Origin of the sequence: Synechococcus sp. MIT S9508 (assembly GCF_047303045.1) — a bacterium.
Taxonomy (GTDB): Bacteria; Cyanobacteriota; Cyanobacteriia; order PCC-6307; family Cyanobiaceae; genus Synechococcus_C.
This window is the reverse complement of record NZ_CP138941.1, coordinates 1,817,882-1,838,581: the sequence shown is the minus strand read 5'-3', so window position 1 is coordinate 1,838,581 and position 20,700 is coordinate 1,817,882. Positions and strand designations below refer to the sequence as shown.

Annotated in this window: 23 protein-coding genes and 1 tRNA gene; 15 read left to right on the top strand and 9 right to left on the bottom strand. The window is 54.4% G+C overall.

Going from position 1 to position 20,700, the window contains the following annotated elements:
* The first annotated feature begins 56 nt into the window (after positions 1 to 56).
* Positions 57 to 1,601: a methionine--tRNA ligase gene (locus tag SIB42_RS10180; protein ID WP_067095060.1), complete on the top strand. Its 1,545-nt coding sequence runs from the start codon at positions 57 to 59 to the stop codon at positions 1,599 to 1,601.
* Positions 1,601 to 2,683, top strand: a complete 1,083-nt coding sequence (gene lptC, locus SIB42_RS10175; protein ID WP_067094617.1) for an LPS export ABC transporter periplasmic protein LptC — start codon at positions 1,601 to 1,603, stop codon at positions 2,681 to 2,683. Before SIB42_RS10180 ends, lptC begins: the two co-directional genes overlap by 1 nt.
* On the opposite strand, the gene SIB42_RS10170 is transcribed toward lptC, so the two are convergent.
* On the bottom strand, positions 2,613 to 3,278 hold the full coding sequence (locus SIB42_RS10170) for a cofactor assembly of complex C subunit B (protein ID WP_067095058.1): 666 nt from the start codon (positions 3,276 to 3,278) through the stop codon (positions 2,613 to 2,615). The two genes, lptC and SIB42_RS10170, sit on opposite strands and share 71 nt — an antisense overlap.
* 67 nt (positions 3,279 to 3,345) lie before the next feature.
* Between SIB42_RS10170 and SIB42_RS10165 the strand changes: the two genes are divergently transcribed.
* The 6 genes from SIB42_RS10165 to SIB42_RS10140 all read left to right on the top strand — a co-directional run bounded on the left by SIB42_RS10165 (position 3,346) and on the right by SIB42_RS10140 (position 7,771).
* On the top strand, positions 3,346 to 3,753 hold the full coding sequence (locus SIB42_RS10165; protein ID WP_067094614.1) for a tellurite resistance TerB family protein: 408 nt from the start codon (positions 3,346 to 3,348) through the stop codon (positions 3,751 to 3,753).
* 30 nt (positions 3,754 to 3,783) lie between these two features.
* Positions 3,784 to 4,461, top strand: a complete 678-nt coding sequence (gene psb32 / locus SIB42_RS10160) for a photosystem II repair protein Psb32 (RefSeq protein ID WP_067095055.1) — start codon at positions 3,784 to 3,786, stop codon at positions 4,459 to 4,461.
* A 7-nt stretch (positions 4,462 to 4,468) separates the two neighbouring features.
* Positions 4,469 to 5,617 (top strand): proton extrusion protein PcxA, encoded by a 1,149-nt coding sequence (gene pxcA, locus SIB42_RS10155; RefSeq protein WP_067094611.1) that lies wholly within the window; start codon positions 4,469 to 4,471, stop codon positions 5,615 to 5,617.
* Positions 5,610 to 6,161: a bifunctional adenosylcobinamide kinase/adenosylcobinamide-phosphate guanylyltransferase gene (locus SIB42_RS10150; protein WP_231856396.1), complete on the top strand. Its 552-nt coding sequence runs from the start codon at positions 5,610 to 5,612 to the stop codon at positions 6,159 to 6,161. Before pxcA ends, SIB42_RS10150 begins: the two co-directional genes overlap by 8 nt.
* A complete protein-coding gene (locus tag SIB42_RS10145; protein ID WP_067094600.1) occupies positions 6,158 to 6,652 on the top strand; it encodes a tRNA (cytidine(34)-2'-O)-methyltransferase in 495 nt (164 codons plus the stop codon). The genes SIB42_RS10150 and SIB42_RS10145 overlap by 4 nt, the downstream gene beginning before the upstream one ends.
* A 108-nt stretch (positions 6,653 to 6,760) precedes the next feature.
* Positions 6,761 to 7,771 (top strand): peptidoglycan DD-metalloendopeptidase family protein, encoded by a 1,011-nt coding sequence (locus SIB42_RS10140; protein ID WP_067094598.1) that lies wholly within the window; start codon positions 6,761 to 6,763, stop codon positions 7,769 to 7,771.
* A 126-nt stretch (positions 7,772 to 7,897) separates the two neighbouring features.
* On the opposite strand, the gene SIB42_RS10135 is transcribed toward SIB42_RS10140, so the two are convergent.
* Positions 7,898 to 7,971: transfer RNA gene (locus SIB42_RS10135), tRNA-Met, on the bottom strand.
* Between the two features lie 52 nt (positions 7,972 to 8,023).
* Entirely contained in the window at positions 8,024 to 8,320 is a 297-nt protein-coding gene (locus SIB42_RS10130) for a hypothetical protein (RefSeq protein WP_067094595.1), read from the bottom strand.
* Positions 8,321 to 8,472: 152 nt separating this feature from the next.
* Here SIB42_RS10130 and SIB42_RS10125 point away from each other — a divergent pair, with 152 nt between their 5' ends.
* A complete protein-coding gene (locus tag SIB42_RS10125; protein ID WP_067094592.1) occupies positions 8,473 to 9,066 on the top strand; it encodes a peroxiredoxin in 594 nt (197 codons plus the stop codon).
* 51 nt (positions 9,067 to 9,117) lie between these two features.
* Here the strand turns inward: SIB42_RS10125 and SIB42_RS10120 are convergent, their stop codons facing one another.
* Together SIB42_RS10120 and ftsH are read right to left on the bottom strand one after the other, a co-directional pair.
* Complete coding sequence (locus tag SIB42_RS10120) at positions 9,118 to 11,928, bottom strand: UPF0182 family protein (protein ID WP_067094589.1); 2,811 nt, start codon at positions 11,926 to 11,928, stop codon at positions 9,118 to 9,120.
* Complete coding sequence (gene ftsH, locus SIB42_RS10115; RefSeq protein WP_067094586.1) at positions 11,925 to 13,787, bottom strand: ATP-dependent zinc metalloprotease FtsH; 1,863 nt, start codon at positions 13,785 to 13,787, stop codon at positions 11,925 to 11,927. Before ftsH ends, SIB42_RS10120 begins: the two co-directional genes overlap by 4 nt.
* An 87-nt stretch (positions 13,788 to 13,874) precedes the next feature.
* Between ftsH and rpmF the strand changes: the two genes are divergently transcribed.
* On the top strand, positions 13,875 to 14,051 hold the full coding sequence (gene rpmF / locus SIB42_RS10110) for a 50S ribosomal protein L32 (RefSeq protein ID WP_067094583.1): 177 nt from the start codon (positions 13,875 to 13,877) through the stop codon (positions 14,049 to 14,051).
* Here rpmF and SIB42_RS10105 read toward each other — a convergent pair.
* The 3 genes from SIB42_RS10105 to SIB42_RS10095 are packed head-to-tail and all read right to left on the bottom strand — an operon-like array spanning position 14,015 to position 16,084.
* The gene (locus tag SIB42_RS10105; RefSeq protein ID WP_082825028.1) at positions 14,015 to 14,974 is read right to left on the bottom strand and encodes a kinase; all 960 of its coding nucleotides are present in this window, start codon (positions 14,972 to 14,974) and stop codon (positions 14,015 to 14,017) included. The genes rpmF and SIB42_RS10105 overlap by 37 nt on opposite strands.
* Positions 14,975 to 14,990: 16 nt before the next feature.
* Entirely contained in the window at positions 14,991 to 15,329 is a 339-nt protein-coding gene (locus SIB42_RS10100; protein WP_067094577.1) for a DUF565 domain-containing protein, read from the bottom strand.
* Positions 15,326 to 16,084 (bottom strand): HAD-IA family hydrolase, encoded by a 759-nt coding sequence (locus SIB42_RS10095; protein WP_067094575.1) that lies wholly within the window; start codon positions 16,082 to 16,084, stop codon positions 15,326 to 15,328. Before SIB42_RS10095 ends, SIB42_RS10100 begins: the two co-directional genes overlap by 4 nt.
* 60 nt (positions 16,085 to 16,144) lie before the next feature.
* On the opposite strand from SIB42_RS10095, the gene recJ reads away from it, so the two are divergent.
* Entirely contained in the window at positions 16,145 to 18,064 is a 1,920-nt protein-coding gene (gene recJ, locus SIB42_RS10090) for a single-stranded-DNA-specific exonuclease RecJ (RefSeq protein ID WP_369818436.1), read from the top strand.
* Positions 18,061 to 19,425, top strand: a complete 1,365-nt coding sequence (locus SIB42_RS10085) for a chloride channel protein (RefSeq protein WP_067094571.1) — start codon at positions 18,061 to 18,063, stop codon at positions 19,423 to 19,425. The genes recJ and SIB42_RS10085 overlap by 4 nt, the downstream gene beginning before the upstream one ends.
* Here SIB42_RS10085 and psb30 read toward each other — a convergent pair.
* Positions 19,404 to 19,511 carry a photosystem II reaction center protein Ycf12/Psb30 gene (gene psb30 / locus SIB42_RS10080; RefSeq protein WP_074159310.1) on the bottom strand — a complete coding sequence of 36 codons (108 nt, stop codon included), beginning with the start codon at positions 19,509 to 19,511 and terminating at the stop codon, positions 19,404 to 19,406. The genes SIB42_RS10085 and psb30 overlap by 22 nt on opposite strands.
* A 135-nt stretch (positions 19,512 to 19,646) precedes the next feature.
* On the opposite strand from psb30, the gene SIB42_RS10075 reads away from it, so the two are divergent.
* Genes SIB42_RS10075 through SIB42_RS10065 form a run of 3 tightly spaced genes read left to right on the top strand, consistent with a single transcriptional unit; the run spans position 19,647 to position 20,692 of the window.
* Complete coding sequence (locus tag SIB42_RS10075) at positions 19,647 to 20,015, top strand: YkgJ family cysteine cluster protein (protein WP_067094566.1); 369 nt, start codon at positions 19,647 to 19,649, stop codon at positions 20,013 to 20,015.
* Positions 20,015 to 20,344: a TMEM165/GDT1 family protein gene (locus SIB42_RS10070; protein ID WP_067094564.1), complete on the top strand. Its 330-nt coding sequence runs from the start codon at positions 20,015 to 20,017 to the stop codon at positions 20,342 to 20,344. The genes SIB42_RS10075 and SIB42_RS10070 overlap by 1 nt, the downstream gene beginning before the upstream one ends.
* Before the next feature lie 42 nt (positions 20,345 to 20,386).
* On the top strand, positions 20,387 to 20,692 hold the full coding sequence (locus SIB42_RS10065; protein ID WP_067095049.1) for a TMEM165/GDT1 family protein: 306 nt from the start codon (positions 20,387 to 20,389) through the stop codon (positions 20,690 to 20,692).
* Positions 20,693 to 20,700: the final 8 nt, after the last annotated feature.

The window sequence follows — 20,700 nt, the reverse complement described above, 5'->3', positions numbered from 1 at the left end:
AGAGGGTCGTTAAGATCCAGCCCCAGAGCAAGGGGCCTAAGGAGAGCGCCGAAGCGATGACCTACAGCCTCACAACACCGCTCTATTACGTCAATGCCAAGCCACATCTAGGCAGCACATACACGACCATTGCCTGTGACGCTTTGGCCCGTTTTCAGCGCCTTGAGGGACAGCAGGTTCTTTTCGTCACTGGAGTTGATGAGCATGGTCAGAAGATTCAGCGCACGGCTGAGGTTCGCAAGATCAGCCCACAGGCCCACTGTGATGAGATCAGCAGGGAATACATGGATCTCTGGTCTGAGTGGGAGATCAGCAACGACCGTTTTGTGCGAACCACAAGCGAGCGCCACCTGCCCTTAGTTCAGGAGTTTTTCCATCGCTGTGAAGCTGCAGGTCACATCCGCACAGGCCATCAGGAGGGCTGGTACTGCGTCGACTGCGAGGAATTCAAGGATGATCCTGCCAATGCCAAATCACCGAACTGTCCAACCCACCAAAAGCCCCTTGAATGGCGTGATGAAGAGAACCTGTTCTTTTGTCTCTCCAAGTTTCAGAAGCCAATTGAATCGCTGATCGCAGAGCCTGGATTCATTGCACCGGCGAGTCGTCGCAAAGAGGTTGAAAACTTCGTAGCCGGAGGTTTGCGAGATTTCTCTATCTCCCGTGTGAATGTGTCGCATGGGCTTCCGGTTCCGGGCCATGCTGGCCATACCTTTTATGTTTGGTTTGACGCACTACTGGGATATCTGACAGCTCTTCTGGATGATGGAGGTTCAGTGGATCTGGATCGCCTGAGCAGTGCTGGCTGGCCCGTCAGCGTGCACGTCATCGGCAAAGACATCCTGCGTTTTCACGCTGTTTACTGGCCAGCGATGTTGATGTCGGCAGGTTTGCCGTTGCCTAAGAGCGTCTTCGGCCATGGATTTCTCACCCGCGAAGGCCAAAAAATGGGCAAATCTCTGGGCAACGTGTTGGACCCTGAACTGTTGCTTGAGCGCTGCGGTACGGATGCGGTTCGTTGGTACTTGCTGCGCGACATTCAGTTCGGTGATGACGGTGATTTCCAACAGCAGCGGTTTGTGGATCTGGTGAATAACGATCTCGCCAACACGATCGGGAATCTGCTCAACCGCACCTCATCTATGTCTAGGAAATGGTTTGGCAATGGCTTGCCTGCTGTTGCTGAGACAGTTCGCGACGACCATGTCCTTCGCGGAAAGGCAGAGCTGACGATTCAGCAGGTTCGGACGTCAATGCCGGAGCTCAATTTTCAAAAAGCAGCTGAAGCGGTGCTTCAGCTGGCAATCGACACCAATGGTTTTCTGAACGAACAGGCTCCCTGGAGTCAGATGAAGCAACCAGGCCAGGAAGTGCAGGTTGGTGAAGATCTTTATGCCGTTTTGGAATGTTCCCGGATTGTGGGCATTCTTCTGCAACCGATCGTGCCTGATCTCAGTCAACGCATCCTTGCTCAACTGGGTCTTTCCCCGATTTCCGGATCGTGGACCGACCATCTGAACTGGGGAAGGCTGGTTCCCGGATCACCTCTGCCCAAACCGGAACCTGTCATGCAGAGACTTGAGCTCGAATCACCACTCTGATGACCTTGATCAATTCAACAGGTCGCCTGCGCGGTGGTCTGCTCATCACTCTCACGCTTCTGACAGGCTGTGTCAGTGAGAAACCGGTATCAACAGTTCAGGCACCACCCTTTGTCTTTCGCTCGCTGAAACTCGAACAGAAGACCAAGCAAGGACTGATGGACTGGAGTTTGAACAGTCCTGAAGCCCGTTATGAGCTCACTCGTCGTCTTGTGCGTGCCCGACAGCCTGACGGGGTTCTCTACAGGAATGGCAAGCCATCATTCAGTGTGAAGTCTGATCTGGCTCTGGTTGTCAACGATGGCGAACAGATTCTGCTTGAAGGTGATGTCAGGCTGCAGCAACTCAAAGGTTCCAGACTTTTGATTCAAGGAGATCGTCTGCGCTGGCGACCGCAGCAGGGGATTTTGCTGATTGAGCAGCGTCCGAGGGCTACCGATAAAGAATCCAGAATTAGCGCTACCGAAGCACAGCTTCTGCAAACCACGAACGATCTGACCCTTAAGGGTGTTGTCAAACTTGAGCGCTGGTCCAAGGACTCCGATCCATCCAACCCGGATACAACACTCAGAACCGGTCCGGCCGAGTGGAATCTGGATACCGGTTTACTGAACGCCGAGGGGCCTGTACTGGCACAGCGACGTGACAGGGAAGGCACGGTGCTTGAGCAGCTTGAGGGCAAGACTATTCAAGGCAATACACGTGTAGGTGACCTAAAGGTCATGGCTCCGGTGATTGTGCGGATGCCACGTCAAAAAGGCGTTCTCACGGCACAGGACACCACTTGGAATTTTCGAACGCAGATCGTGCGCAGCGATCAACCCTTCGAAGCGGAACTCGACCGCACAAGGATCTTTGGCAATGCGTTTCAGGCTGAGCTGCAGGACAGCACGGTTGTGATCAAGGGTGACTGCAGGATTGAACAGCCAGGGGAGGTGCTCAATGCACCGACTTGCAGCTGGAACTGGCGCACTGAGGAGGTCCTAGCGGATGGAAAGGTTCAATCTCAGGTCAGATTCCCTTCGGATCAATCTGTGGATCAGAGTCCTCGACCGCGGAAATCAGCTCCAGTTGAGTTCTGAGCCTTTCTGCCCAACCCACCAGCCATCGTTCATCAGAGCGTGTGAAGCAGCGCTCTGACCAGCCACCCAACACAATCCAACCACGCTCTCCAAGGGGTTGAACCATCACCGCTGGCAGACCTGGTAAAACAGGATCAAATTCTTGCCGACCTGGGTAAAGAGCAGTTCGAACCAGTGACACCAGGGCCTGCCGATCCGTACTGCGTCGACAGATCTCACCAGGCGAAAACGGCTCCTTGGTAATCAGACCTCGTCTCAGAAGCACCTTGCCGTCCCAGTTCACCAGGATCGTTGCGGCCGAAGTTGCCATCAGAAATTGATGGCTTCCCCAAGCCAATTCCGTACGCAGGCTTTCGGATAGTCCTGCGGCGATTTCGAGACCTTGCTTGCCCTCGAGCTTCACGGCCTTGGGATTACGTGGAACCGCACGGGTCCAGAGCACCGCCACGAGCATCAAGCCAACCGCTGCCATACCGGACAGCACTTCTGCACGCTGCAATGCGGGTGTGAACGTTCCTGCTGTCAAAGCATTGAACACAGCCAGCCCCAACACCAACAGTCCAGAGATCAGACAGAGTCGTGCAGAACCTGGCATGGTCTCGAGAATCCTGCGGTCAGAAGAGTTCACTCTTGCTCAAATGGGGCAGCACTGACCAGTGGTGATGACGGACGCAGAAGCTTTTGCCTCGATCGCACTCGCTGCGGTGGCCTGCGACGGCACCCTCGGTCGTGAGGAAGCCCATGCCTTGCGCCGATCACTGGAGTACCGCACTCCCTACAAGGACCGCACGGAACAGGAGATGGGAGCCTTGTTCGACCGGCTGTTGGTCACGCTGCGCGAACAGGGGGTCAACCAATTGGTTACTGAGGCATTGCCAGCACTCACCCCTATTCAGCAGGAGACGGCACTGGCCGTGGCCGTTCAACTAACCCATGCCGACAGGGATGTTTCGCCTGCAGAGCAGAGGTTCCTAAACCAACTCTGCAATCGACTGTCGCTTCCTGACGGCCGTGCAGTGGCGGTGATGGAGGCCATCATGGCCCTGAATCGCGACAGTCTTTCCTCCTGAAGGCAGACTGTCAGCACAATGCTCCTGACCATGAAGCGTCTGAACCACCTCGTCGGAGGGATTCTGTCTGCTGTGCTCTGTCTGTTGCTCGCTGTTCCAGCAGCGGTGGCTGTTTCTGCACAGGATTTCCCGATGTCTCTGCCTGATGATGTCGTCCTCGATTCAGCGGATGTACTGAGCAGAGCCAGCAGAAACGAGATCAGCACGCGTTTGCAGGAGCTCGATCAGTTCCATGTCGATGCCCGCTTGGTGACATTGCGACGACTCGACTACGGACTCAGCCTGTCCGGTTTTGGGGACGAACTTCTGGATCGATGGAGCCAGGAGTCCAACCTGACTGATCGCCCACTGCTGATTTTCCTTGAGGAAACTCAGAGCAAGCAGGCGACGGTGGTTGCAGCTGATGAGCTGCTGGAGCAGCTACCAGAGTCTCTATTGCGCAGCACGGGACGGACGACCATGAGCCAACCGCTGCGAGATGGCGATCGATTTCGCCAGGCCACCCTCGACGGAGTCAGCCGAATCGAAGTGGTCCTCAATGGAGGTGAAGATCCTGGTCCACCCGTGCAGCTTGAGCGTGTCTCCAACCCCACCAATATTCCAACTGCTGAGGAGACTGGAGAAAGCAACGCCTTCACATGGGTTGTCGTTCTTCTCGTCGTCGGCACCATAGTGCCTATGGCGACCTGGTGGATTTTCTCCAGCTAACGACACGATGGCAGGACGTAACTGGCTTGGGACCTTCGGTGGAACCAAGTCATTCAATGTGAATTCAGAGCTGGATCGTGGTTACGAAGCCGCGCTTCTGATTCAAAGTCTTGAGCTTGAATATTACGGTGACAGGCCTATTCGTCCAGACTTGGAACTCTCCGTTCCATCAACTGTTCAGGCTACGATCCTTCGCAAGTTCAGGGCTGCCATCAACGTCTGCCGCTCGTCGCTTGACAAACTTGAATATCAACGCGCGCAATTTGACACCCAGGAGCTTAGACAACTTCAACTGATTGAAAGTGTTGTTAATCGATATAGTCCTAGGCGTACAGCTTCAGCGCCAACAATCAGCCGAGCCCCTGATCCTCTGCCCCGGTCTTTGCTGGGCATCTTCGACACATTGCGCCGACAGCTCAATCCTGCTGCAGAAGCCACGTTGGTGGCAGGTTTCCGACGCCGTAGAGATTCAACTCTGATCTCGCTGAAGGTACTGCTTCTGCTGATTCTTGTGCCGTTGTTGGTCCAGCAAGTGAGCCGCACGTACATCATTAGCCCTGCGGTTGATCACTTTGCTCCGGATCTCCCGTTTCTCAGTTATCCCAAGCCTCAGCTTGAGGAGCAGGCCGTTGAGAAACTAAGGGTCTTTAAAGCTGAGATTGAATTTGATGCTCTTCTTCGCGGGGATTCAATTCCCACCCAGGAGGAGCTTCAACAGAAACTATCTGCAAAAGCCGAAGAATTGAAGGAAGAGGCTGATTCGGAAAGCACTCATGCCATTAAAAATGTTTTGGCGGATCTAGCTGCAACCGTTGCTTTTGTGGTGGTTTGTCTTTTCAGTCGCGAAGAGCTGAGGGTGCTTCGTGGATTCTTTGATGAAGCTGTCTACGGACTCAGCGATTCAGCCAAGGCTTTCGCGATCATTCTCTTCACCGATATTTTCGTTGGATTCCACAGTCCCGAGGGCTGGACTGTTCTTTTGGATGGAATCGCCAATCACTTTGGTTTTCCAGCACGAGAGAACTTCATCCTTCTCTTCATCGCCACGTTTCCGGTGATTCTTGCCACCATCTTCAAGTATTGGATCTTCAGATATCTCAACCGTGTCAGTCCCTCCTCTGTGGCCACACTTCGCGGCATGAACGGTGGTGGCTAAACCCTTGCAGGGCTTGGTCCTTGTGACCGGCCCAAGCCGTGGTGGAAAGAGCCGCTGGGCTGAACATCTTGTCGCTCAACATAGTCCTATCAGTTACGTCGCAACATCCGATCCACGCCCAAACGACAGTGGATGGCAAGAGAGGCTTCGCCTGCATCGCGAGCGACGGCCCACGGAGTGGAACCTGATCGAAAGTGGAGCCGATCTGTCAACAGCTCTGAACACCATTCCTCCCAGTCATACGGTTCTTGTGGATGCTCTGGGAGCCTTTACGGCGTGGCATTTGGACGCATCTCCTGTCGACTGGATGGAACTTGAAGCAGAGCTCATCCAAAGTCTTCAGGCGCGACAAAGGCCAGTCGTTGTCGTGATCGAGGAGACAGGATGGGGAGTTGTGCCAGCAACAGCCATCGGGGGCCGATTTCGCGATCGCCAAGGTTGGTTGGCCCAACAGCTTGAAACCATTGCCTCAGCTAGTTGGCTCGTCGTCCAGGGACGAGCTCTTGACCTCCATGCTCTCGGATATTCAGTACCGGATCGATGACGTTGAATTCCACGCCCTTGCGGGTTGCGCTGTTCGAACCGAGGATCCCCCCGAACACAGGCACAATCGGGCGCACTTGCGCAGCATTTGGTCTGCCGCTCGCCCTGATCGAGCCCCTTGGTTTTTCGATTGACGACCGTCAGCTCAAACGCGCTGGCCTCGATTACTGGCCTTTTATTGATCTCTCTGTCCATCAGGATTTTGAGCACTTTCTGAATAGCCTTCCCAAACCATCGCGGTTGATCGGCTGCAGCCGTCGCGGAGGACAGACCCTTCAGACCATCAGTTTTCAAGAAGGCGACGTTCTGTTGTTCGGACGCGAAGACATCGGTCTCCCAGATCCGATCAGGGCTCAGTGTGATCAAATGCTCACGATCCCGATGCCCTGCAGCGCTGATGCCGACGGAAGTGGTGGTGTTCGCAGCCTTAATCTCTCCGTCGCCTGTGGAATCGTGAGTTATCACGCAGGATTGAAGCTTCAGTTGTGGTGATTGGAGATCTGCCACGAAAGCCCTTGCACAGTTGTTTTCTACTCGCTAACTTCGGCAAAATCCCGGGTCGTGGCGGCTTCATCGGGAATTATTTTAAAGCATTACTGAATGAAGCCCCTCTTCATAGCTGTTACCGCAATTACTTCCAGCACTGCGCTATTCGCGGTTTCACAGCTTTCAGGGTATGCAGATTCCGACCATTACAGCGCCCAGCACCTTTTTACTGCACTTCCCAACACATCACCTCCGCCTAACCCAGCGGCATTGATCTGGGTTGAGCTGGCAGCAGACAGCGATCTGAGTGTGATTGCCAGAGAGCTTGATCTTTCTCTGATTGATCTTTCAAAGCTGAATGAGCAGTCAGCTTCAACGATGCTCAAAGCTGGAAATTGGCTTGTTCTTCCTGAACACAGCCGTAGTGAAGTTGCTAGCTCCTCCCGATTTATCGCTGGATCATTGCGCACAAGTGCGCCTCTCAGTTCTCCTCCAACTCCGAAGGATGTGGTCGAGATCCAATCAGATCAGTCCTTGTCCTCTTTCATCAGAGACCATGGCATCTCGCTTCAACAACTCAAGGATCTGAATCCGGGTGTCCAGCTTTCGAGAATGTTGGCGATTGGTAGCAAAGTTCGTGTCGCCAAAGCACGACCCTTGTTGGGAATCCGTCCACTCAGATCCGGAGGTGCGAGCTGGCCTGATCTTCCTGGCTTCACTGGATCTGAGGCCTTTGACGCTTCTCAGTCGTTCATCTGGCCGACCAAAGGTGTTTTCACCTCCGGCTATGGATGGCGATGGGGGCGTATGCACAAAGGCATCGATATAGCCAATAATGTCGGCACACCGATTTTTGCGGCCAAGGATGGTGTGATTGCCTTCGCCGGCTGGAGCAGTGGTTATGGATATCTCGTTGAAATGTCCCATGGTGATGGCTCAACCACGCGTTATGCCCATAGCAGTCGTCTGCTAGTCAAGAAAGGCCAGATGGTTCCTCAGGGCATGCGTATTTCTTTGATGGGCAGCACTGGTCGGAGCACAGGCCCCCACCTGCACTTCGAGATTCGTCATCCAGGTGGTGCTGCCCTCGATCCGATGGCCTTGCTTCCCACCCGTCGTGGTTGAGCAAAGTTAACGACGTTACTGTATTTAAACAGTGATCAATTGAGCATCAATATGATTAATTGAGCTTCAAGATTATTAATTGAACAACAAAAATATTGAATTTGTTGGCTTTATTTGAAAATTAAATGTCAGAGGAGAGACTTGAACTCTCGACCTCAGGGTTATGAATCCTGTGCTCTAACCAGCTGAGCTACTCTGACGAAAGGCCTACAGGCCAGTACCCATCATACATCTTGAGATGTCCTGATTGAGCTAGCGCATCTCAATGGCGTTAAGACGTTCTCGGAAGGATTTAGGAGATGACTGCGCTGTTCCCACATCTTCCGTCAAGGAGACATGACCATCGGGAATCGCATTGGGCCTTCGTTGTTGCCTGACTGGTTGACCACGGTGAGGCCGAGCTTTGAGAAGCAGTGCCCTTGTTTTTGGATCACGTTCTAGTGGTTGGCTGTTCAGCTCACTTCGCACTTGATTCAGGAGTCGGAAATGCCCGGTGCTGCTGAATTTTCTGAGAAGCGCTGGATCCCAGCTCATGGATGAGTTAATCATGCATTGATAATAAGAGTGGGCCATGCCAAGACAGGCTCCTCGCCGTCCCGCAGTCTCTAGGTCAGCCGTGATAACTTGTCGCGAGCAATTGGAAGTCGGAACGACTACGACCTAGGCCTGTTCACTTCCTTGCCAAACCTCGCATCACCAACATGTCTTCGCTGCGTGTGGGCCAACAGGCCCCCGATTTCACTGCCACAGCAGTGGTTGACCAGGAGTTCAAGGACATCACTCTCTCGCAGTACCGCGGCAAGTACGTGGTGCTGTTCTTTTATCCTTTGGACTTCACCTTCGTGTGTCCCACCGAGATCACAGCATTCAGTGATCGTTACTCAGATTTCTCCAGCAAGAACACCGAAGTTCTAGGTGTTTCGGTTGACAGTCAGTTCAGCCACCTAGCCTGGATCCAGAGTCCACGGAACCAAGGTGGTCTTGGTGCTATCAACTACCCCCTCGTGGCCGATCTCAAGAAAGAGATCTCCACGGCCTACAACGTGCTTGATGAAGCAGAAGGTGTTGCACTTCGCGGATTGTTCATCATCGATCCAGAGGGTGTGATTATGCACTCAACCATCAACAATCTCCCTGTTGGAAGAAATGTTGACGAGACTCTGCGCGTTCTGCAGGCCTTCCAATACGTTCAGTCCAATCCTGATGAGGTTTGCCCTGCCAACTGGACACCGGGCGAAAAGACCATGAAGCCGGACCCGGTTGGAAGCAAAGAATTCTTTGCTGCCATTAACTGATTCACACATCGTTCTTCGATGATTCCATGGTCCGCTTTGAGCGGACCTTTTTTATGACGTTGAGCTGCTTTCCTGTCTACGCCTGTCGAGAAGTGATCTCAATCCAGTATCTAGATCAGCGGCCATTGACACACGCCGCCCGTCACTCACCACGATTCTGGTCAATGTCGGAAGCCCTCCCTGCTGCGCTCTCAGATAAATTGGTTCAACGTATAACAACGAATCACCAACAGGTACAACAAGCAGATTGCCTTGCACAACCTGTGAGCCCGCTCGATCCCAGAGAGCAAACTGCTGACTAATTTCAGGGTTTTGATTAATCAGTGCTTGTACTTGTTCTGGCCCAAATATCGGAATATCACTCGGGAATCGCAGGAGAATGAGCTCTCCATAGTGTTCACCATCATTCCTTGCTGCCAACCAGGCAGATAGATTCGGTCGAGCCAAAGGAGTGAGAGGCTGCAGCAGAAGAAACTCTGAGTTTTGACTTGGCTTGACCTGGGCAGTGATGTGATAAGGCGCCACAGGAATCTGTTTTTTCCCGTATAACTCCATCGGCACTTGCCAGACATCATCTCCGCTGTAGAAAATACGAGGGTTGGTGACGTGATAACGAAGTAATTGCTGGACTTGTAATTCAAACTGTGCCTGAGGCACCATCAAGTGCCTTCTTAGGCTGGGTGGCATCATCTCCAGTGGTTCGAACAAAGTTGGAAATACATTGGCCCAGCCTTGAATGATCGGATCACTCGGCTCATTGATATACAGATGAACTTTGCCGTTGTAAGCATCAACAACTGCCTTGACAGAATTGCGGACATAACGAAGAGGTCGGCCATCTGGAAGTGTTGCTGCATAAGGGACAGTCCTTGATGAGGTGAACCCTTCAACAATCCAGTATTGGTGCTGGCCCTTCTGATACCCATTAGAAGCATCATCCATAGGCACTGAAACAAGATATGGATCTCCCATCAGATCCAGAAAAGGTGCCAGGGTTCGAACTCTTTCTTTGACATCGCGCCGTAGAAGCAAACGAGACTCTTCAGTGAGGGCTCCTGTGTTTAGAAATCTGGGATCAGCAAGATATGTCGCTGCGGTAATTCTCTGCCATAGATGTTCAAGTGTGACGCCAGCAGAGCCTGAATAGTGGTTATAGGTGTTGTCATCACCATCGGGGTAATCAAACTCTTCGATGCGAGTGGGCGCTACTGCATAGGGTGAATGCAGGTCCCCAAAGTAAATTGCAGCACGACCAATTGGAACTTCACGTTCAACATCAGCCTTGGCAATACCCAACGATTTATTACCTTCTATTCGTGTGGATTCGCCTATATCACTAATGAAGTAGGCCGGAAGACCATCCGGCTCTTTTGTATTCACAGGATTCAGTGTGAAGCCAAAACCGTGGGTAAAAACAAAATGACGATTCTGCCAAGTTCGTGAACGCGCAGGAAGTGCAGCCTGGTCTAATTCTCTCGCTGCAATAATGACCTGTTGATTCTCATTACTTTCCGCATTGAGTGGATAACGATCAACGGAAGCATTCGCAAATTGGTAATAAACCCTCAGTTGTTGGAGCTGGCGATTGGTGTCCAACATGGGTTGGCTGTCCCAGAGTCTGATGTTTTGAAGCGTGCTTGCTCCTTTGATCAGGTCCTCCTCGGCAATCTCCTGCGTTGGCGTGATGCCACGAGCTCTGATGGAATCCAGTTGGTAGGCCTGTCGTGTCGCTGAAATTGAGCGACTGAGATAAGCAGTTTCGAGCTGTAGTTCTCGCGGCCTGACCACCATCCATTGGACAATCGGCGAAAGCAATAATTCCGCGAGTACAGAGATCAACGCCAATGTGAAGAGAGCTGTTCTCAGCCTTCGTCGTTGTTGTTGGGCCTCTCCCCGCCATGGCAGACAGGTGCCGGCCATCAACACCAGCAGCAGAGCAACCAACTGACGCAGGGGGAGCCTGAGATGAACATCAAGCCAGCCTGCTCCCGCAACCAATCCGCTCTGGGTCCAGAGCAATTGGTGACGTACAAGCCATGTGAGAGCAGCCAACACGAGAAGCAACAGGGCCAGTGCAGGCCGAAGCAACGCACGTTCTTGTGAATTCCAGCCAGGAAAGCCCCAGTCAGTGAGACAAGGAGAACGGGTCAAGCGACTCCATGCCGAGGTGCTCAGCGTCAGCAGGATCTGCAGCAACAGCAGCTCGAGGGCCAGAGCAAACGCTGAAAAACGACCTAATCCGAAACTGAGATCAGCACCTAGAAGTGGATCCGTGATTCCTGAGTCAGGAATCGTGATGGCCAGTGCCCAAAGTCCCCAGCTGCGACCTGCCACAACACAGAGGCAAAGGCTTCCATACACAAAGGCAAGGTTGATGCGACGCCTTCGTCCAAGCCCCGATGTGATCAACAGGATCAGAACAATGCTGACGATCAGAACGCTCCATTCCGGTTGAAACGGAACACTCCACCAGTGGGCAAGAAGAAACGGTTGCTTCCATGCCAGCCATGCCAGCCGTGTCGTGATGCCGAGAACGCTGAGAAGAATCGCGAGGCAAGCGAGTAAAGAGAGGGAATAGACGCCGCCTCGTAATGCGGGGATCTCTCCCCTTGGTGTCGGAACGTAGGCCTGCATCCAGCGGCGTCGCCACCAAGCGGTGATCAGCACAAAGAGGAGCGCTAAACCAGCTCCGAGGAACTGAAAACCGAGTCGTTGCCCATAGATCCCCTGGTGCCCGAACTGAGAAAACCAAGACCACTCAACCTGAAGCCTGGCGAAGAGCCAGAAAGATGGGAACACCAGCAGGAGCAACAACGCTGATGGACGCAGTAGGGGTGAAATACCCCGTTTAAGCAGGCTCAAGCCCCAGCCGGCAACTGATCCAGGCTAGAGCTCCTGGAGGGGACGTCGAGTCCTGCCAGAGCATGAAAACGATCGGACTGAAGCGTCTCTTCCTCAATCAGAGCCTCGACAAGCCGATCCATCAGCTGCCGCCTCGGGGTCAGTAGATCAATGGCCTGTTGCAAGGCCTCTTGTGCCAACGCTCGAACCCGATGATCAATTTCTCGACCGGTGCTTTCGGCATAGGACTGCCTGGTATTCACCAGATCACGTCCGAGGAAAACTTCCTGATCCTGTCCTTCAAGGGCAACTGGGCCCAGATCAGAAAATCCGAAACGAGTCACCATTTCTCGTGCGAGTTGCGACACCATCTGGAGATCGCCGCTGGCGCCCTGTGTCACCTCAGAGTCTCCGAAAACCACAATCTCAGCCGCACGACCGCCCAAGGCCATCACCAGCCTTGCTCTCAGATAGGCACGCGTGACCAAACCAGAGTCAATGATTTCCTCATCAGGGAAGAAACGAGTAAAGCCTCCAACTCCACCACTGCGGGGCAACAGAGTGACCTTGTCCACCGGGTCGGCATGGGGAGTGAGTGCCGCCACGAGTGCATGGCCAATCTCGTGATAAGCAATTAATCGCTTCTTTGCTCCGTCCTGGAGCGGGGCAGCTGTCAGGCCCATCGTGATCCGCTCGAGTGCCTCTTCAAGCTCTCTGTTGCCAAGAAAAGACGCCTCATGACGAGCCGTAAGAATCGCTGCTTCGTTGAGAAGATTCGCAAGATCCGCGCCTGAAAAACCAGGCGTTCTGCTGGCCCATTCAGCAAGCGAAACCTCATCTGACAACGGTCGTGTTCTTGCATGCACAGCGAGAATCGATTCCCGACCGCGGCGATCAGGGAGACCCACCTGGATGCGTCGGTCGAACCGTCCTGGACGCATCAAGGCTGTGTCCAGAACATCAGGTCGGTTCGTCGCTGCTAACAGAATGACGCCCGAGTTATCGGCGAATCCATCCATTTCGGTGAGCAACTGATTCAGGGTTTGCTCGCGCTCATCATTTCCACCACCGATCCCCGCACCTCTCTGGCGACCAACAGCATCAATTTCATCGATGAACACGATGCAGGGGGCTTTGTCTTTGGCCTTTTTGAACAGGTCTCTGACTCTGCTGGCACCGACACCAACAAACATTTCAACGAACTCAGAGGCAGCAATTGAGAAAAAGGGAACGCCTGCTTCTCCGGCGATGGCTTTGGCAAGCAGTGTTTTGCCGGTTCCTGGGGGACCAATCAACAACACCCCACGAGGAATTCGAGCACCAAGGTTGATGAAGGTCTCCGGCTGTTTCAGAAAGGTGACCACCTCCTGCAACTCTTCTTTGGCTTCACCGATCCCGGCAACATCTTCAAATCGCACCGTGATCTCATCTTGTGGGCTGGTTCTGGCCTGGGTGCGTCCAAACCCCATGGCCTTGTTGGCTGCCTGAGCTGAACGGCGTAACAGCAAAGACAGGCCGACAACAATCAGAACAATCAGAGCAACATTTCCAGCGAGGCCTGCCAGTGCCTGCTCTTGTCGGACATCCTTGACATTCAGAGGTGTACCAGATGCTTCAGCGACGCGCAGGATCTGCTGATCATTCGCCAGTACAGGAACTGTGATTTGCTTCCCGTCGCGGTAGGTGACGATCACCTGACGGCGAGCGGGGACCAACACCAGTTCCTTGACGGAGCCGGACGAAATTTCCTTGAGCAGGGTGCTGTAACTCACATCCGGTTGCCTTTGAAACAGGGCGAACGGATTGTTCTGTTGCTCCTCAGGCTTTGACTTGGGCGCTTGAGTTCCCGGTTCTGACTGGCTCGGCTGCTCTGAACTCACACCGCAAATGCGTTGAACTAAGACTAGCGATTTGACGAGTGGGCTCTTCGAAGTAGATCATGGCTGTTTGGCAGTGAAACGCCCGCGATGGCCGTCCCGAAGAAGAAAACCTCAAAAGGCAAGCGCAACCAGCGACATGCTGTCTGGAAGGCCAAAGCCGCCACTGCCGCTCAGCGTGCACTCTCGATTGGCAAGTCTGTGCTGAGCGGACGGGCTCAGGGCTTTGTTTATCCTGTTGCTGAAGAGGACGAGGCTGAAAGCTGACGATCCAAGACGTGGATCTCACGCACATCGCGTGATTCCGTGAGATCGATCACCACACTGCTCAGTGGAAGCATGCGTAGCCAGCTCGGTGGTAGTGCGGCAAGCACCATCCGGTTGAAGTCGGCAAGTTCACTGCTGCGGTAGCCCACTCCACTCTGCTTCTCCAAGGTGGCCAGTTGCTGCTGCTTCCATCGAGACGATTGGTCGTTTCGTACAGCCCGCAGATGCCAGAGATCATCAAGGAGTGTCCAGACCTGCTGATAGTCAGTGAGTAAAGAAACGGATCTGGAGCGCCAGGCAAGCTCATGCTCTGACAATCCTTCAAGGATTTCGGTCTCAATCGAGGGTAGGGGAGATACCCCCAGAAACCAGCCTTCGATCAACACCACTTGTGGTCGTGAACTGCTGCTTCCGCATCGATCTCCCCGGCCATGGCGGAGTGACTTGTCAAAACGGGGGGCCGTGATCTGACCAGTTTCTTTCCAAGTTGCAAGCGATTGCACCAGCCCATCAATGTCGTGACTGCCAGGAAGAGCTCTCGGAACCGACCAGGGATTACCCCGCATGCTCTTCTCCAGCTGCTCCGCTGGCCAATAGAAATCATCGAGTGAAAGATGCTCCACCGGCCAACCCAAGTGTTGAGAGGCGGATTTGACCCAGCTGCACAGCGTTGATTTACCGCACCCCGGCAGGGCACTTACACCAAGCACAACACACTCCCCCTGATGCAGAGCCAACTCAACTCGGCTCAGCAATGGCAAACCAACGAACGCAATCCAGCCATCCACAACTGGCGCAGACCAATGATGTCTGGCCAGAGTCACACCGCCATGAGGTACCCATCGATTCCACCAGTCCTCAACGTTGGACCAGTCAAAGCTTGCAAGAAGACGCTCGAAGCCAACAGGAACTTCCTGAGGCATTGAATCGACTTTGTGATCAGGATCCAAGCTTGTAAGCCTCGAGCACAACCGCATAAACCGTGCCGATGCGCAAATTGTCGAGGGCAAGCCAGGGGAGAGGCCACGGGCCCGGGCGTACTTTGCTGCGTAGGCGAACGATCAGCTCAATGATTAGCACCATCACCAGCACCGCTGCAGGACGGTTCTGACCAGATCTCTGAAACCAAATCATGGTCACATTGCTGCCGATGATGAAGCCGAACAGCAGAGCCAAAACCGCAACACTGCGTCGTCTCCAGGGACCGACCAGTGTCTGGTTCAATTGCATGCCGATCCGGCGTTGCAACTGTTCGTAGCGAGTGGCCTGAAGCGTCATCGCGAGTGGGTCGTGATCAGCAACTCCAGATACTCCAGCGTGATCCGGCCCTCTGCACAAGGGGGGCCGCACAAGATCCTTGCCTGCTGATCAGCGTCTCCGAACTGATCGACCACGGCTTCGGCGACTTGCAGGTTGTAGTCAAGCTCGGCATCCCACGGGGATGGGGTCAGCAGACAGCGCAAACCAGCTGCTTTGGCTGACAGGAGTCCAGGGGATGAATCCTCGAAAGCGACAACATGGGCCCGATCTGATTGGCTCAGGTCAAGTGCCAGTTGATAAGGATCGGGATGGGGTTTATGTCGATCCACATCATCGGCAGTCACCATTCCCTTAAAGATTCCGGCCAATTCGCTTGGTAAAGACTGGAGTAGAGCCTCAACAGAAGCTCGTCCACTGCTAGTCACAATCCACTGCTGCACCGCAGCACTGTTGAGTTCCTGAAGCAGTCGACTGACACCGGGACGAAGAGTCACAGTTCCAGAGGAAGCGATCTTCAGATAGTGCTGTTGCTTTGATCGTCGCAATCGATCGACCAAGGCCTGATCAATCGGGGCTCCCACTTGTTCCGCGTAGCACTGCATGCGCTGCCGTCCGCCAGGGATTCTCAGCAGTTCGGAGTAGAGCTCTTCATTCCAGTACCAGTCGAGACCACAGTCTGAGAAAGCCTGATTGAAAGCTGGGCGATGACCATTCAGCTCGGTGTCAGCGAGCGTTCCATCCACATCCCAGAAAACAGCCTGCAAACGGGTCATGTTGGAGATCCAATCGGGGCCCAGCTTGAACGATCGCTTTTGAGGCGATGAGGACGCACAATGCAGCCATTACTTTCCATCGGCATGGTTGCGGGCGCCCAGGATCAACAGTGGCGACTCCCACAACCCATCGAAGGAGACCCACTGCCCTCAGTGGATCTTCCGCTCGCTCTGAAAGTGATGCTGTTCAGACGAGGACTCAAGAGTCCTGAGCAGGTGATGCTGCTTCTCAGTGATCAACCGCTTCCGGCAGCCGATCTCCACTTTCCGGAGCTGACTGCAGCACTCATAAGGTTGAAAAAAGCGTGCCTCAACCAGGAAGCAGTGGCCATCTGTGGCGATTACGACGCCGATGGCATGACCAGTACTGCTCTTCTCATGCGTGCCTTTGAGGCCATGGGAGCCAGTCCTCAAGCAGCAATCCCGAGCCGGATGGCCGACGGATATGGCCTCAACAGTGGCATGGTGGAGCAGCTCCATGCCCAGGGCGTTCGTCTACTGGTGACAGTCGACAACGGGGTGGCTGCACATGAAGCTCTCGAGAAGGCTTCGGAACTCGGCGTCGAGGTGATCTTGACCGACCACCACACCCTTCCCGCCAATCGACCCAAAGCATTGGCTCTGATCCACCCAGCAACCACTCCGAAAAACTCTCCTTATGGTTGTCTGGCTGGAGTGGGATTGGCCTATGTGCTGGCCAGAGCCTTAGCAGCGGAGTTGAAGAATCCAGCGTCGATCACCACAGCGAGAGATTTGTTCTGTATTGGCACCGTGGCCGATATGGCACCACTCACAGGAGCCAATCGAACCCTGCTCCGAGAAGGGTTGAGTCATCTGCATCGGAGCCGTTGCCCTGGGGTTCAAGCCTTGCAGCAACTCGCTGGTCTTGGAGATCGTCCCTTACGTGCTGATGACATCGGTTTCCAATTGGCACCGAGGATCAACGCGGTCGGCCGCATCGGTGAACCCTCCCTAGTGGTTGACCTGCTCACAGCCGATGACCCCAATCGTGCTTTTGAGCTCGGGCGTCAGTGCGACGCACTGAATCGTCAGCGACGAGAGCTCTGCGATGCGATCGAAGCGGAAGCAGTCGCACTGCTTGAAAGTGACCCATCACCTTTGCCTCCCTTTGTGCTGCTTGCGCAGGGCCATTGGCATCACGGTGTGATTGGCATCGTTGCTGCACGACTCGTTGAGCGTTATCAACGTCCCGCAGCGTTGCTCGCCAGCGACGGCGAAGGACAAATGCGTGCCTCGGTGCGTGCACCCGATGGTTTTGCCGTTGATCGAGCGCTGCAACATTGCAGTGCTCTTCTAGACCGTCACGGAGGTCATCCCGCCGCTGGCGGATTCACGGTTCAGGTGACGTCTGTCAGTGCCCTGCATCAAGCCCTCAACGCTCTTGCTGCGCAATGGCTGCAGGGTCGGGGTGAGGATCTGTTGGTTGAACCGGAAGCGCTGCTAGAGCTCGATCAAATTAACCATGATTTCTGGCAAGCCTTGCAACAACTCGAACCCTTCGGTGCTGGTCATCCAAAACCGTTGTTCTGGTCACGAGGTTGCAGAATCACCGACCAACAATCCCTACGCGGCGGGCACTTACGGCTGAAACTTGAACAACACGGAGTGGAACGCCAGGCCATTGTTTGGCGCTGGCCCGACAACGCTGTTCTCAGTCAGACAATCGATGCCACGTACACCGTCACTCAGAATCATTGGCGTGGCGAGAGCCGTTTTCAACTGGAGATCCAGGCTCTTCGACCCCATCATCAAGTGATGGAACTCTTGCGTTCTCGCGGAAGCTACCGAGTGCAGCGCATCGATCGCCAAAGCCTGGAGCTGATCAATCCAGACGGAGAAACACTGGTGAGTCGTATCAATCACGAGGGTGTGCTGGAAAGCGACGACAGTCGCGCTTCACACCCTTACGTTGCAGCTCTACTGCAGGAGGCTTGTATCGGCCTCGGTTTACGCCCATGAGTCCGGATAGCCGACAGGAATCAGTCCTGATTCCAGGAACATTGCCCTCACAGAGCCGACTCAAAGGCCTTGTTCGCCATTTCATCGGTCTGGTTCTGGTCGGAGTGCTGATCGGGCTTGCATGTCTGCCTCTGAATCTTGTCGATGGCGTTCAGGATCATCTGTACGACTTGATGCCGACCTCTGCTACTGAAGGATGGAGCTGGAAGGGACTGCTTGTCGCCTTCATGCCGCTCGTGGTGATGCCGATCCTGTTGCTGCTCCAGCGTGGACCCTGGCAGGCCGGTGCTGGCTCCGGCATTCCATCCACAATGAATGGGCTTGAAGACCCATCTCAACTGCCCAAAGCAATGGCACTGCCTGGAACAGTGCAACGTGGAGTGCTTTGGTCCATTGCCACCGTCGCCATGCTTCCGCTTGGAAGGGAGGGTCCAGTTGTTCAGTTCGGTGCAGCCGTTGCGAGGGCCTGCCATCGGCGCTTCCGGGATTGGTTGCCTTCTTTTAATGAACGCCAGATTGTGGCCATCGGTGGAGGTGCCGGTCTTGCCGGTGGATTCAACACGCCTCTGCTTGGAGCCGTGTTCATGCTCGAAGAACTCACCGCTAATTATTCGATCGTGACGATCTGGCCAGCGCTGGTGGTCAGTGTTGCCGCAGCTGGATTCTCCAACATCGGCGGAGAACCGATGTTTGGACTCGGAGTCCTCAACATCGCCTTGCCGGAAATCGAGCAACTCATGCTGGCTTTCCCGATCGGAATTGTCTGCGGACTTGTCGGTGGTTTGTTTAACAAAGGCCTGGTCTGGCTGACCAGACGCCTGGCCCCGGTGATCAAAAGAAAACCCCTGCGAACAGGCTTATGTCTCGGTGGTGGATTGACAGTGCTTGCTCTGCTGAGCTGGGGAACCTCCACGTCTGATGGCGAAGCGCTCGTCCGTCAGCTTATTGAACAAGGGATGCCCAATGCTCTTGGCAATGATCAGGATTTCATTACTGGACTCACTAGCGGCTGGATCACGCTGGTGAGGGTCGTTGGACCGATGCTGGCATTAAGCCCTGGAGTCCCAGGCGGTCTTATTGACCCTTCTCTGACGTTCGGTGCGGTCCTTGGCTACACCGTTTGCGCAGTGGCCGGAATCAGCTCACAAGTGGGAATCGGCCTTGGCCTCGCTGCAGGACTTTCAGGCGTAACCCAACTCCCTCTCGTCTCGATCGTTTTTGCCTGGAGACTGACAGGCGACCAACAGTTGTTTGCTGGAGTTGTTCTTGCTTCAGTGCTTGCTGCCTACACCGGACGCTTGGTCTGCAGAGATCCGGTGTATCACGGCCTCAGCAAACTTCAGAGTGCACCACGGCGATAGAAGAGGATGAAGATGACGGCGGGGCCGGCCAGGGTGATCAGGGCTAGTGCCGCGAAATTGGCGATCAGGTGGAAATCGAGTCCCATGGAACGGAAGCAGATGAGCGGCATGTTGCCAGATGCAGGCTACGAGGCATTCCCCCTCCACGTACAGCACGAACTCAACCTCTGTGATGGCTTGTCACAGCCGCAAAGTGCTGATCATGGTCTTGAGGTGGTCTCGTGACTCGCTCTCAACCCCATTGGTCCTGCATGGACCAGTGCGGTGCCTGCTGCCGACTGGCACCTGATGAACGCCCAGAAGCCGTTGAGGCTCTGAATCCTCTTCAGCAACAGCAATATCTATCGATGGTGGGTGACGATGGCTGGTGCATTCATTTCGACAGTGGATCAAGGCGATGTCGGATTTATGACTCCCGTCCAGATTTCTGCCGTGTCAGCAGTCTGTGCGGCTTGTTCGGCATCGAACCCGATCAGATGGACCGATTTGCGATCGATTGCTGCCGACAACAGATCCGTTCAGTTCATGGCGGTCGCAGTAGGGAACTGCGTAAGTTCGAACGTCTCATCCGTTCAACGGATCCTTTGTGATGACTGATTCCGGCACCCCACCACGTCCTGGTTTCACCACCGTCCTTCTGACGACATTCACAACGGTTTTTCTGGCCGAGCTTGGCGATAAAACCCAACTCGCCACACTTTTACTCTCTGCTCAATCGGGGCAACCTTGGCTTGTGTTCGGTGGTGCGGCGCTGGCGTTGATCTGCTCCAGCCTTGTCGGCGTGTTGGTGGGACGTTGGCTATCAACAGTGATGCAACCGGAACGGCTCGAGCAGATGGCCGGCCTGTTGATGCTGGGACTGGGGTTATGGCTCGGTTCCCAGGCACTGCAGTCTTTGATTTCCGCCAACCCTCTCTAAAAGGACTCTCTCGATCGATTGGCCTTTGAACGTTTTCTTGTCATGGATCTGCCCCTGCTTCTGTCCACGTTCGCCACCGTTTTCCTTGCTGAACTCGGCGATAAAACCCAACTCGCCACCGTGGCAATTAGCGGAACATCCAACCGCCCCTTGGCCGTGTTTCTCGGCTCATCATCAGCGCTTGTGCTGGCAAGCCTGATCGGTGCCATCGCCGGAGGATCACTGTCAGGCGTTGTGCCTGCCGACTGGCTGCAGCTCATGGCATCACTTGGTTTTCTGGCGATTGGACTGAAACTGCTTTGGCCACTTCTCAGTGGAGCGGAATCAACAGCGACGGCCGACGACTGAATCTCCAG

Excerpts from the sequence above, each read along its gene's own strand:
- SIB42_RS10180 (WP_067095060.1), top strand. The coding sequence starts at position 57 with ATGACCTACAGCCTCACAACACCGCTCTATTACGTCAATGCCAAGCCA.
- lptC (WP_067094617.1), top strand. The coding sequence starts at position 1,601 with ATGACCTTGATCAATTCAACAGGTCGCCTGCGCGGTGGTCTGCTCATC.
- SIB42_RS10170 (WP_067095058.1), bottom strand. The coding sequence starts at position 3,278 with ATGCCAGGTTCTGCACGACTCTGTCTGATCTCTGGACTGTTGGTGTTG.
- SIB42_RS10165 (WP_067094614.1), top strand. The coding sequence starts at position 3,346 with ATGACGGACGCAGAAGCTTTTGCCTCGATCGCACTCGCTGCGGTGGCC.
- psb32 (WP_067095055.1), top strand. The coding sequence starts at position 3,784 with ATGAAGCGTCTGAACCACCTCGTCGGAGGGATTCTGTCTGCTGTGCTC.
- pxcA (WP_067094611.1), top strand. The coding sequence starts at position 4,469 with ATGGCAGGACGTAACTGGCTTGGGACCTTCGGTGGAACCAAGTCATTC.
- SIB42_RS10145 (WP_067094600.1), top strand. The coding sequence starts at position 6,158 with ATGACGTTGAATTCCACGCCCTTGCGGGTTGCGCTGTTCGAACCGAGG.
- SIB42_RS10140 (WP_067094598.1), top strand. The coding sequence starts at position 6,761 with ATGAAGCCCCTCTTCATAGCTGTTACCGCAATTACTTCCAGCACTGCG.
- SIB42_RS10130 (WP_067094595.1), bottom strand. The coding sequence starts at position 8,320 with ATGATTAACTCATCCATGAGCTGGGATCCAGCGCTTCTCAGAAAATTC.
- SIB42_RS10125 (WP_067094592.1), top strand. The coding sequence starts at position 8,473 with ATGTCTTCGCTGCGTGTGGGCCAACAGGCCCCCGATTTCACTGCCACA.
- rpmF (WP_067094583.1), top strand. The coding sequence starts at position 13,875 with ATGGCCGTCCCGAAGAAGAAAACCTCAAAAGGCAAGCGCAACCAGCGA.
- SIB42_RS10105 (WP_082825028.1), bottom strand. The coding sequence starts at position 14,974 with ATGCCTCAGGAAGTTCCTGTTGGCTTCGAGCGTCTTCTTGCAAGCTTT.
- SIB42_RS10100 (WP_067094577.1), bottom strand. The coding sequence starts at position 15,329 with ATGACGCTTCAGGCCACTCGCTACGAACAGTTGCAACGCCGGATCGGC.
- SIB42_RS10095 (WP_067094575.1), bottom strand. The coding sequence starts at position 16,084 with ATGACCCGTTTGCAGGCTGTTTTCTGGGATGTGGATGGAACGCTCGCT.
- recJ (WP_369818436.1), top strand. The coding sequence starts at position 16,145 with ATGCAGCCATTACTTTCCATCGGCATGGTTGCGGGCGCCCAGGATCAA.
- SIB42_RS10085 (WP_067094571.1), top strand. The coding sequence starts at position 18,061 with ATGAGTCCGGATAGCCGACAGGAATCAGTCCTGATTCCAGGAACATTG.
- psb30 (WP_074159310.1), bottom strand. The coding sequence starts at position 19,511 with ATGGGACTCGATTTCCACCTGATCGCCAATTTCGCGGCACTAGCCCTG.
- SIB42_RS10070 (WP_067094564.1), top strand. The coding sequence starts at position 20,015 with ATGACTGATTCCGGCACCCCACCACGTCCTGGTTTCACCACCGTCCTT.
- SIB42_RS10065 (WP_067095049.1), top strand. The coding sequence starts at position 20,387 with ATGGATCTGCCCCTGCTTCTGTCCACGTTCGCCACCGTTTTCCTTGCT.